Source organism: Frankia sp. CgKIO3 (assembly GCF_977946435.1).
The window spans coordinates 1-9563 of record NZ_CDWTMO010000156.1 but is presented as its reverse complement, the minus strand read 5'-3'; the positions used below and the strand labels follow the sequence as shown (position 1 = coordinate 9563).

At 70.1% G+C, this 9563-nt stretch carries 8 protein-coding genes and 1 other annotated feature; of the genes, 1 reads left to right on the top strand and 7 read right to left on the bottom strand.

What is annotated here, in order from left to right; translation table 11 throughout:
• The coding region (locus AC08OJ_RS15915; protein WP_476596133.1) for an ISAzo13-like element transposase-related protein at positions 1-230 on the top strand (230 nt) is incomplete at its 5' end.
• 5 nt (positions 231-235) lie between these two features.
• On the opposite strand, the gene AC08OJ_RS15910 is transcribed toward AC08OJ_RS15915, so the two are convergent.
• The 7 genes from AC08OJ_RS15910 to AC08OJ_RS15880 form a co-directional block, all read right to left on the bottom strand.
• Entirely contained in the window at positions 236-811 is a 576-nt protein-coding gene (locus AC08OJ_RS15910) for an IS3 family transposase (RefSeq protein ID WP_476596132.1), read from the bottom strand.
• Positions 596-722 (bottom strand) — a sequence feature (AL1L pseudoknot). (Overlaps the previous gene by 127 nt.)
• 256 nt (positions 812-1067) lie before the next feature.
• Entirely contained in the window at positions 1068-1871 is an 804-nt protein-coding gene (locus AC08OJ_RS15905; RefSeq protein WP_476596131.1) for a neutral zinc metallopeptidase, read from the bottom strand.
• Positions 1872-2080: 209 nt separating this feature from the next.
• A complete protein-coding gene (locus AC08OJ_RS15900) occupies positions 2081-4114 on the bottom strand; it encodes a DEAD/DEAH box helicase (protein ID WP_476596130.1) in 2034 nt (677 codons plus the stop codon).
• Between the two features lie 135 nt (positions 4115-4249).
• Positions 4250-4846, bottom strand: a complete 597-nt coding sequence (locus AC08OJ_RS15895; protein ID WP_476593864.1) for a hypothetical protein — start codon at positions 4844-4846, stop codon at positions 4250-4252.
• 162 nt (positions 4847-5008) lie between these two features.
• On the bottom strand, positions 5009-5524 hold the full coding sequence (locus AC08OJ_RS15890) for an SWIM zinc finger family protein (RefSeq protein ID WP_476593865.1): 516 nt from the start codon (positions 5522-5524) through the stop codon (positions 5009-5011).
• 68 nt (positions 5525-5592) lie between these two features.
• The gene (locus AC08OJ_RS15885) at positions 5593-6795 is read right to left on the bottom strand and encodes an alpha-hydroxy acid oxidase (RefSeq protein WP_476596129.1); all 1203 of its coding nucleotides are present in this window, start codon (positions 6793-6795) and stop codon (positions 5593-5595) included.
• 28 nt (positions 6796-6823) lie between these two features.
• Positions 6824-9517 (bottom strand): AMP-binding protein, encoded by a 2694-nt coding sequence (locus tag AC08OJ_RS15880; protein ID WP_476596128.1) that lies wholly within the window; start codon positions 9515-9517, stop codon positions 6824-6826.
• Positions 9518-9563 lie beyond the last annotated feature (46 nt).

Below are 9563 nucleotides of genomic sequence, written 5' to 3'. Positions count from 1 at the left end.
GCGTCACCTGGCACGGCCGGCCGCTCACGACCTACGAGACCATGGTAAACCTCATCGCCAGCACGACCACCACGACAGGCCTCGTCGTCCGGTACGCACTCGAACCGGCCGACTACCCGACAAGGATCAAGCTATCCAAGAAAGAACAGGAAGAGATTCCGTTCGAGCGCGACAGTTTCCACGGCGAGTGGAACTACATGTTCACTTCCCGTAGACCCGACATAGAATAATCAAGTTATTTCAATGCAAATCCATAGCTGATATCAGCGACCCACAGCCTGTCCGGCGCCGACGCGACGAACTTCCGTCGCACCACCTCAGGCCGACGGTCCGGACCCTTCGCCCGGACCGTCGTGCACGGTGAGCGCACCCATGACACCCCACGCAGGCCGTCCCCGCGCAGGAGCCGGGCCACCGTACAGCGGGCGACGTGCCGGCCGGCGATCCCGCCCTCGCGGTCAAGCTGCGCGAAGACCTTCCGCACCCCGGAGACACCGTAGTTCTCGGCATGAATCCGCCTGATCTCCTTCAGGGTCTCTTCGTCGGTGATCGCCCGGGCCGACGGCGGCCGTTTCCCCGCGGCGTAGTAGGCGCTCGGGGCGACCTGGACACCGGCGTCCTTCAACACCGCACAGATCGGCTCGACCCCGAACTTCTGTTTGTTCTGGTCGATGTAGTCGTGGACTACCGGCGCGGGCGGCCGAGCTCCGCCGCGAAAAGCCGACGCCGACTTCAGGATCTCGTTCGCCCGCCGCAGTTCCCGGTTCTCCCGCCCCAGCGCAGCCAACCGGGCGGCCACCTCAGTCGGCACACCCCGCTTCGTTCCCGCCTCAACCGCGGCCTTCACGACCCAGACCCGCAGCGTCTCCGGCGAGATCCCCAGCTAAGCCCCGATCCACTGGCACGCACCCTTCGCGCCCGTCCCCGCCTCGGCCCTGACCCCCAGCACCAGCCGGATCGCCCGTTCCCGCAGCTCATCGGGGTACTTCCTCGGCACGCCCATATCGTCCACTTCCTCCTGGTTTGACTGCCTCTATCAAACCCGGCACGGGACAGGCGTAGCTGGGTCAGAACAGCGGCACGCTTCCGCTCTCGGACTGGCTGAGCCGGTGGCAGGTGTCGCTGTCGCGCAGGTAGCCGAAGGAGAAGGCCTGGGCGCGTTGACGGGGGGTGCCGTGGGCGTCGGGGGCGGAGGCCGCCTCCTGGTCGAACCAGCCGCTGTCGCGGGTGTCGCCGATGCTGTAGAACAGCAGCGCGCCCTGCAGCGCGTCGGTGAACGCGATGCGCTTGGCGTCGTGCGCGCTCTTGGCCTGGCGGCCGGCGAAGCAGTCGGCCTGGTTCTCCTCCGCGCGCGACACCACGCCGATCGTCCCGCCGATCCGGGCGCCCCGATGACCCAGCTCGTGCATGATCATAAACAGCGGGTAGGACGCTCCACCCGCCTGGAACAGCTCCGTCATGAAGTCGACGCTGTAGGCGACGGTGTCGTCGAGCTGGCAGTACAGTGCGTTGCCCGCGAACTGCTTGGGATCGTCCACCTGTGCGCCGCAGGCGTCCTGCGGAACCTGGCCGTCCCGGTAGGGGACGAACCGCGGCGGTGTCCACGCGTCGCCGAGCTCGCCGTGCCAGAAACTGTTTGTGCCGCCTGGGCAGCCGACCGGTTCGGAGAGGAGTTTCTCGACCCCGGCGAGGTCGGTCACCCTGCCCCCGCACTCCCCGGCGGCCGCGATCGGCACCGCCGATGTGCTCACCGATGTCCCAGCCGCGGCCGTGTCCTCCGCGGCCGCGTCCGCCGCGGAGGAACCGTTGCAGCCGGTCAATACCCCGACGGACACGACGATCGCGGCCAACGCCGCCCAGATGACCCGCACGAGGCATCACCGTAGAGGCCCGCCCCGGTGCGTGGAACCCGACGTCGTCACCCTGACAGGCGCCGACGCCCTGACCTCGCCTAACCGCCGGTCGACGGCCCGGCCGCAGGCCCCGATGGGCGCCCATCGGTGGAACCGGGTGAACCGGGTGAACCCGCCCGCGCCCGTCAGGCCAGCCGGCCACGAGGCAGGGGGCGGTCCGGGGGCCGTCAGGCGAACAGCTCGCGGATGTCGTCGGCGTCGAGCGTCGAGCTGAACACGTCACCGTCGTCCATGACGCTGGAGAACAGCCGCGCCTTCCGGTCCTTCATCGCCATCACCTTCTCCTCGATCGTGTCCCGGGCGACGAGGCGGTAGACCATGACGTTGCGGGACTGCCCGATGCGGTGCGTCCGGTCCACCGCCTGTTCCTCGGTCGCGGGATTCCACCACGGATCGAGCAGGAAACAGTAGTCCGCCTCGGTCAGGTTCAGGCCGAACCCGCCGGCTTTCAGGCTGACGAGAAAAACCGGGGCCGACCCCGTCTTGAACCGTTCGAGCACGGTGGACCGGTCGCGGGTCCGGCCGTCGAGGTAGCAGTGCTCCACACCGAGGGCGGACAACCGTTCGCGTACCTTGCCGAGAAACCCGGTGAACTGGCTGAAGACCAGGGCCCGGTGACCACTGTCGACGACGTCGGTGAGCTGCTCGAACAGAGCGTCGATCTTGGCGCACGGCAGGTCCCCGTGGTGGTCGTCCACCAGGCCAGCGTGCAGGCTGAGCTGGCGCAGCAGGGTCAGCGAGCGCAGGATCGTGAAGCGGTTGCGGTTCATGTCGTCGACCAGGCCCAGCACCTTCTGCCGTTCCCGTTGCAGGTAGGTCTGGTAGAGCCTGCGGTGCCGCGGGTGCAGGTTCACCTCCAGGACCTGTTCCTGCTTCGGCGGGAGCTCGGGCGCGACCTGTTCCTTGGTGCGGCGCGTCATCAGCGGCCTGATCCGCCGTCGGAGCTGGGCGAGCAGCTCGACGTCGTTCTGCTTCTCGACCGGCCGGGCGTAGTAGTCGCGGAAGCGGGTCGGGTTCGGGAACAGGCCGGGTGCGGTCACCGACAGCAGCGACCACAGCTCCATCAGGTTGTTCTCCATCGGGGTCCCGGTGACGGCCAGTTTGAACGGCGCCGGCAGCAGCCGGGCGCACCGGTAGGCCTTCGACTGATGATTCTTGATCATCTGGGCTTCGTCGAGGATCAGACCCGACCAGGCCAGGCTCGCGTACTCCTCGTGCTCGAGGCGGAAGAGCGTGTACGAGATGATCACCAGGTCGGCGCCCGACACCGCCTCGTCGAGGGCCTCGCCGCGGCGCCGCTGCGTGTCGGAGATCGCCACCGTTCGCAGCCCGGGCGCGAACCGGGCCGCCTCCGCGGCCCAGTTCGACACGACGCTCGTCGGCGCGACGACGAGGAACGGCGCGAGTTCGGGATCGGCCTGCCGGGCGTGGCAGACCAGTGCCAGCGTCTGCAGCGTCTTTCCCAGGCCCATGTCGTCGGCGAGCACCCCGCCCAGCCGGTACTTCCACAGGAACGCCAGCCACCGGAAACCGTCGAGCTGGTAGGAGCGCAACGTCGCCGCGAGCGTCGCCGGCGGCTCCTGTTCGAGCTGGCCCTCGGCCCCCAGCTCCAGCAGCCCCGTCACCTGCTGGCGCCACGACCGCGCCTGGCGCTCGACCACACCGAGCCCGGCGAGCTCCTCCCACAGCCCGATCTGGAACCGACTGATCCGCAGCGGACCGCCGGGTGAGTCCTGTAGCGCCCGCGCCTCCTCGATCAGCCGCCGCAACATCTGCAGCTCGGGCTTCTGCAGGCTGAAGTAGGCGCCGTCGGCGAGGAGTAGGTGCGACTGCCCCTGACTCAGCGCCAGGAAGACGTCCGTGAACGGCACTTGCCGGCCCTCCACGGTGACGGTGACCCCGAGATCGAACCAGTCGGTCTCGCCTACCACGTCGTCGGTGGACAGGCCGATGAGCAGCGAGTCGCCGGCCTCCCGGTAGGCCGCCGGGTCACCGCTGACCTCGACGGCCACCCCGGGCCGGTCTGTCAGCAACGGGAGCAGCTCCGTCGTCGCGCGCATCGTGTCGACGCCGCGCAGCCGCACCCGTGGCCGCAGACCGGAACCCTGGTCACCGGCGAGCAGGGCGGCCGTGCCGGAGGGCAGATCCAGCGCCGCCAGCACGTCCCGCAACGCGTCCTGCTCCTGGCGCGGATCCCGCACCCGTCCGGTTCCGCGGCGGGCAGCATCGTGCCGGGCGGTTCGGGGCCGTCAGGCTCCGTCGCGTACAGCGGCACGTGGATCCGCTCGCCGCCAACCTCGTAGGCCCATCCCCAGGTGAGGTCGAGCTCGTGGTCGTCACCGTAGGAGGCCGTGCAGCACCAGGGCTGGCGGCGGCACCTCCGGCGGCTCGAAGGAGCCGTCGCTGGACACGACGGGGGCCAGGCGCCGCAGACGCGGGTAGAACTCCGTGCGGAAGCGGGACTCCTCGCTGCGGGGCACCCGCAGGCTCCGGTTCCCGACCGCCATCCGCTGCAGCCGCGGCGGCACCGGCTGGGCGAGCCGCGCGAGCCGGACGTGCCAGTCCCGATGGTCGTCGGAGGCCAGGACCTCCGCCCGGTCGACGTACACGACGCCATGGCCCTCGCGGCCGATGAACGAGAACACGGCGGCGTCCGTCGGCGTCCCGCCGAGGCGGAGCAGGGGAGCCACGACCAGCGACTTCGTGCTCTCGTCCCGGGTGACGTTCAGGCACAGCTCCGCGGAACCATACCGGCTCACGTCGCCGAGCTTCTTGCGGGCGTGCACGAACCGGAGGCCGACCGCCTCGGCCTCGTCGAGCATCGGCCAGAGCTGACGGCTTTCGAACGCGCAGAGATCGAGCCGTTTCGCGCCGCCGGAAGAATAGGAGGAGTAGTATGAGCACCCGTACCGCTCGTCATGGGCCCGGTACACGGCGAAGAACTCCTGCAGCAGCCGTACCTGCGGCTGCAGGTACTCGCGGGTCTGGTACGCCGCGTTGAGGGCGTCCCACCCGATGGCGTTGACCCAGCCGGGCCGTGACCCGCAGGCCCAGCTCGGATCCGCCGCCGTGGGCCGGCGGATCCGCCGTGAAGCTCAGCTCGACGGCCAACGGCGTCGTCCCGGCGGCCCCGCCGTGGCCGCCGCCAACGGCGGGCGAGGCACCCAGCAGCTCTCCCAGGTCCTCGGTCCAGGCAGCCGACCGGGACAAAACCGCGGCTGAGCCGACCGCGGGGAGGACCCGGACCGCCGCGCCGATGGGCTGGGGGCCGCCGCCGCACCCGTTGCCGCGTTCGCCGTGGCCGTCGCGCCTGTCGTGGCCGTCAGCACCAGTGCCACGACGTGCTTGCAGTCGACGCCCACCGGGCAGGTGCACGAGCCGTACTGGAACGTCCAAGAGGACGGACCGTCACCCGAGAACTGCGCGCTCGTCGCGTAGACCTCGCCGCCGCTGCCACGCACCCGGCCCCGGAGGGTGTTCTCGTCGGGGTCCCAGTCGATCCTCGTGACCGCGCTCTGCTGGGCGTAGTGCACACCTCTGGCATACGAATGTTCGCCGACGGCTGTCCGGAGACCGACGGTGCCGGGTCCCTGCCACGACACGGAGAGCATGCCGTCAAGGTAGCAGGCGGTGACGGAAGGTCGCCAAGCGGCCCAACTCGGCCGTCGACAGGCATGGCCTATCGCGTCGACGGTGAGAGGGTGCTGGGGATACGTGCGCCCGAGACGAGGCCGCGGTCGAGGTCCGCCATGGTCGCGGCGCCGAGCAGTGCCATCGCGTGGTCGAATTCCACGCGCAGCAGCTCAATCATCCGTAGGACACCGGCCTCGCCGCCCGCGGCGAGGCCGTACAGGTAGGGCCGACCCACGAAGACCCCCGCGGCGCCGAGGGCCAGCGCCTTGGCCACGTCGTTGCCTCGCCGGACACCTCCGTCGAGGAACACCGTGAGCCTGCGCGCCGCCGCGTCAACCACCTCCGGCAGGATATCGATGGTCGCGGGGACGCCGTCCAGCTGCCGCCCGCCGTGGTTCGAGACCACGACACCGTCGACGCCCAGCTCGACGAGCCGGTCGCACTCGTCCCCGCGCATCAGGCCCTTGAGGAGCAACGGGCCTTCCCACAACGACCGGATCCGCTCGACGTCCTCCCAGGTGACGCAGTCCGACGACGATTTGATTGCCGCTCGGGTCTGGTTGAGGCTCAGCCGGGACGGGCCGCCGGGACGGCCGGCGCTGAATTGGCCGCGCATAAATTCGAATGTGCCCATGAAGTCGAATTTGCCGCGGATGAAATCGGTCGCCCACGCCGGCTTGCTGGCCCCCTGCAGCAGCATCTTGGGATGCGGCGGCCGACTTATGAGCTTGTTGCGGGTGTCGCGCTCACGGTTGCCCAGGACCGGCGTGTCGATGGTGATGGCCAGGGCCCGGTAACCCGCCGCCGCGATCCGCCGGACGAGGTTCCCGACCTCGGCGCGGTTGGGGGGCAGGTAGAGCTGGTACCACAGCGTGCCAGTCGAGCGCGCGGCGACATTCTCGAGGGGGAAGACTGCCACGGTGCTCTGTATGTACACGATGTCCGCCCGCGCCGCGGCCCTCGCCACAGCGATCTCCGCGGACGATCGCGCGAGGAGGCCCGCGCCCGTGGGCGCCAGCATGATCGGCATCGACAGCCGCTCGCCGAACACGGTCGTCGAGAGGTCTCGCGTGGCGACGTCGGCGAGCGGCCGCGGGCGGAACTCGATGCGGTCGAACGCCGTGCGGTTACGCCTGAGCGACACCTCGTCGCCGGCTCCGCCCTCCATGGCGTCGAAAACCGCCCGGGGAAGCCTGCGGCGCGCCAGTTCCCGGAAGTCCTCGACATTGATTGCGTCCTGCACCCTCACGAACACGGACCTTTCGCTGTCGGCCTGGTCACGGGATCGCGTTCTCCCGGTCGCCAGGATTGTCAGTCACTCCGGAAGCACGCAAGCGGCAGCCGTTCACGCCTTGCGGGAGCTGGTGCGGCCGGCGAGGACCGCCCGGATGTCGGCCGCGATCTCGCTTACGATGGGTTCGCGCAGCACGGTGTCGTGGTCGCCGCCCACGGTGCGGCGGCGAGGCGGCCGCCAGGTAGACCAGCGCCCGCCCGTTCCAGGGCTTGGGCCGGTAGAACCTCGTGAGCACCCGCGATTGGTTGTAGAAGACGTCGTACTGGTTCATGCCCTTGAACTGAACGACGCCAGCCAACGGGAGCTGGGCCGCCTGCCGGGCCCAGCCGAGCAGGACCCGTGCGGCAGCCCCCGCGCGCGCCGGGCCTATAGCCGATCCCCCCGCATGGTCCAAGGCCGGGGCCGGATTCGAACTCGTGGCCGGTCCCCCTGGAACTGGAAGCTGAGAGGGCAGCACTCCTCCCGCGAAGACGCCGGAGGACGTGTCGGGCAGGAAGCTGTCGATGAGGACGAGCAGTTCGACGTGCTCGTCGGCCTCGGTGAGGAGCCTCGCGGTTTCGAAGGCGACGAGGCCGCCGAAGGAGTGGCCGGCGAGGTGGTAGGGGCCGGTGGGTTGGAGTAGGCGCAGGGTGCGGGCGTGGCGGCGGGCGGCGGCGTGGATGGACCAGTCGGGGAGGCCGCGGTATTCGAGGCCGTGGGCTTGGATGCCGTAGACGGGGCGTTCGCCGTCGAAGTGGCGGGCAAAGCCAAGCATGCCGACGGCGAGGCCGCCGGCGCCGCAGAAGCAGAAGAGGGGCCGGCCGCTGCCGGTGGTGCGCAGCGGAACGACGGTGGGGTGGCGTAGGACGTCGGTGCCGGTATTGCGCAGGCGGGCGGTGAACTCGGCGACGGTGGAGGTGGGGAGTTTGACACCGAGTTCGTCGGCGACCCTGGTAAGGAGCTCTTCGGCGATGAGGGAATCGCCGCCGAGTTCGACGAAGTCGTCGTGGATACCGACGTCGTCGAGGTGCAGGGCGGCGGCCCACACGTCGGCGACGGCCTCTTCCCACTGGTCGCGGGGCGGGTCCTGACTGGGTTTCGGACCGGCGGGGGGCAGGTTCAGTCGGTCGACCTTGCTGCGGTCGGTCCTCGGTAGTGCGGTGACCAGCATGACGGTGGCCGGCACCATGTAGGACGGCAGCTTGGCCCGTAGCAGGCGCCTGATCGAGGCCGGTGAGACCCGGGCGCCGGTCACGGGGACGACGTAGGCGACCAGGCGGGCCCGCTGCGTGGTCCTGTCGGCCACGACGACGGCCTCGAGCACATCTGAGCTCGCCAGCAGGGCGGACTCGATTTCGATCGGCTCGACGAGGTACCCGCGGATCTTCACGGCCGCGTCGGTGCGGCCGACAACCCTGAGCTGGCCGCTGGCGTCGATGCGCCCGAGGTCTCCGGTGCGGTAGGTGGGTGTGCCGTCCGGCCCGATGCCGAACCGCGATGCGCTCGCCGCCGCCGCCCGCCAGTAGCCCCCCGTGATGAAGTGGCCCGTCACGACGATCTCACCCGTCTCACCGGGCGGCATCTCGATGCCATCCGGCGAGACCACCCTCACCGCGACGTCGACCACCGGCCGCCCGGCCGGCATCACGCCGTCGGGTAGGTCCTCGTCCGACCAGATCGGGGCGCAGGTCGCCGTGCCGAGCTCCGAGGCTCCGTAGGAGACCAGGAACGCCGCGGCCGGCGGTAGGTGGTGGCGGGCCAACTCGACGTCGCGGGCGTAGATCGCCTCGCCGACCGACATGACGAATCGGAGGTCGTCGAGCACCTCGTCCGGCTCAAGGCAGCCGAACACGGTCCGGATCAGCGCCGGCGTGGCCACGATGCCGGCCGGCCGGGTGGTGCGCAGCCAGTCGGCCAGGTCGCGGACGCCGCGGACCCGAGGGTCGTACATCTCGAGGGTGGTGCCAAAGACCAGGCCACCGACCATCCGGTTCATCCCCGAGATGAAGGAGTAGGGCAGGAAGAGCGGCAGACGGTCGCTCGGAACCAGCCGCATCACGTCCTGGGCCTGGATGGCGTAGTGGATGCCCAGCAGGGCGCGGTGGTGCCACACGACACCCTTCGGTACTCCGGTCGACCCGGAGGTGAAGATGAGCACAGCTGGATCGGTATCGGCCCGGCGCGGCGCGGTCGACGCCACCCGGTCAGCCAGCGCCGGGGACCAGTCGGCGACGCGCTCGTCGCCGACGTCGATAGTCTCCACGATCCCCGGCAGCGCGGCGGCAGTCCGCTGGTCGGCGGAGCCAGTCGGTCCGGTGACGCACACCGAGGCCCCCGCCAGTCCCACGACCTGAGCGAGACGGTCGGTGGGATGCATCCTGTCGAGGGGCACGCAAGGCCGGCCGCTCGCGATAACGCCCAAGACGGCGGCGATCCCGCTCGCGCCGTGGGGCAACAGCACCGCGACGGGCGTGTCCGGGTCGGCCGCGGCGGGCTCCCGAAGGATGCGGTCGGCGACGACGTCCACCCAGGCGACGAGCTGGGCGAAGGTAACGGCACGGTGTTCGTCGCGGACCGCCACGACGTCGTGGCAGATCGCGACGACGGTGCGGATCCGGTCGACGACGTTTCCGAACCGGTCGTCGGGACGCAGCGGCGGCGGCACCGGCACCGCCTGGGTGACCTGGCTTTTCCTCATGCCAGGCCTTTCCTCGCGCCAGCCAGGTCAGTGGCCTTAGGGATCT